Here is a 1,464-nt window from a genome sequence, read left to right as displayed (position 1 = left end):
CAGCGGGGTCCCGCCGGTGTTCGCCGACGCCGCCGACCACGACCGCCGCATCGACGACCTGCTGGCGGCGGGCGTCCTGCGGGACCGGGCCCGCGTGTACTGGCAGGCCCGGCTGTCGGATCGGTACCCGACGGTCGAGGTACGTGCCATGGACGTCCAACTACGGGCGGACGACGCGGTGTTGCTCGCGGGGATCGTCCGGGCCCTGGTGACCACGGTGCTGCGCGACGAGGCCGCGGGTGTGCCCCTGTACGAGCCCGCCCCCGAGTTCATGACCGCCGCGCAGTGGCACGCCGCTCGCCACGGGCTGGGCGACGCGCTGATCGACCCGCACGCCCCGAGCCGGCTCAAGGCCGGCGACCTCGTGGGTCGGCTGATCGACTACGTGACCCCGGCGCTCGACGACGCGGGGGACACCCGCCAGGTGAACGGCCTGGTGCACCGGCTGCTCCGCGAGGGCACCGGGGCCGACCGCCAACGCGAAGCGTTCCGCCGCGGCGGCCGGGACGCGCTCGTACACCTGCTCACGACGGGGAGTACGGCGTCCGCACGACCGTGACGGGCCGCGACCCTCCTCAGCGTCGCCCGACGCGCCGCAGCGTGCTGCGAACGGCCCTCACCAGAGCCGACGCGGCGAACAGGAACGCGGTGATCAGCAGCCACCGGGGCAGGAAGCGGGACCCGTCCAGGCCGGTCGTCAGGTCGTAGCCGTCGGCCAGGCCGAGGATCTGCGGCAGCCAGACCAGGAACAGCAGCGCGGACAACGCGGCGGGGAAGCGGACGTGGTTGAGCCCGATCGCCGCACGGGCCCGCTCCGGTCGCCCTCGCCCTCGCCCTCGCCGCACCGCTCCCGCGGCCGCCTGCCCGGTGCGGTCCGCGGCCGAGTACAGGGGGTAGAGCACGAGGTCGTGCACCACGGCGGCGCCGACGAACCACAGGACCACGCGGGCCGGTTCGTACGTGAGCAGGCGCGTACCGGCGTACCACGCGAGCGTGAAGCACGCGGCGAGGGCGAGCAGGTGCAGCGGACCGGCGCCGTACCAGCGGCGGAGGCGGCTCATGGGCGCGATCACGTCCTGAAGGTGAGGCGGGAGACCCATTTGGTGTTGTGCACCCCCGGCGCGGCGGGGACGATCACCCGTGCCGGATATCCGTGGTCGGGGGACAGGTCGGCGCCGTTGACCCGTAGCGCGAGCAGCGAACGCGGGTCCCGGATCTGGTTGCGGGCCAGGACGGTGGCCCCGAACGGGCCGCCGACCTGTACCGATTCGACCAGAACCGAAGAGGGGCGCGGTACGCCCGCCAACTCCGCCAGGCGCAACAGCGGGATACCGGTCCAGTGCTGGTCGTCGGTGGACCAGCCCTCCACGCAAGCGATCGGCAACGCGTGCGTGCGCAGCGGCAGCGCGAGCAGATCCTCACGGGTCAGCACGTGTTCGACGGGGCCGCCGAGCACGCGCAGGC

At 73.8% G+C, this 1,464-nt stretch carries 2 protein-coding genes and 1 pseudogene; 1 reads left to right on the top strand and 2 read right to left on the bottom strand.

What is annotated here, in order from left to right:
- Window positions 1–559 (top strand): annotated as a pseudogene (locus GT354_RS18155) (carboxylate--amine ligase); the annotation flags it as partial.
- A gap of 16 nt (window positions 560–575) precedes the next feature.
- On the opposite strand, the gene GT354_RS18150 reads toward GT354_RS18155, so the two are convergent.
- Together GT354_RS18150 and GT354_RS18145 are read right to left on the bottom strand one after the other, a co-directional pair.
- Entirely contained in the window at window positions 576–1,061 is a 486-nt protein-coding gene (locus GT354_RS18150; RefSeq protein WP_161357345.1) for a hypothetical protein, read from the bottom strand.
- A gap of 8 nt (window positions 1,062–1,069) precedes the next feature.
- Window positions 1,070–1,464: molybdopterin-dependent oxidoreductase (locus GT354_RS18145; RefSeq protein WP_161357344.1), on the bottom strand; the 395-nt coding region annotated here is incomplete at its 5' end.

Origin of the sequence: Streptomyces sp. SID3343, from assembly GCF_009865215.1 — a bacterium.
Classification (GTDB): domain Bacteria; phylum Actinomycetota; class Actinomycetes; order Streptomycetales; family Streptomycetaceae; genus Embleya.
The sequence above is the reverse complement of the archived record's forward strand: the minus strand, read 5'-3'. Positions and strand labels throughout refer to the sequence as shown.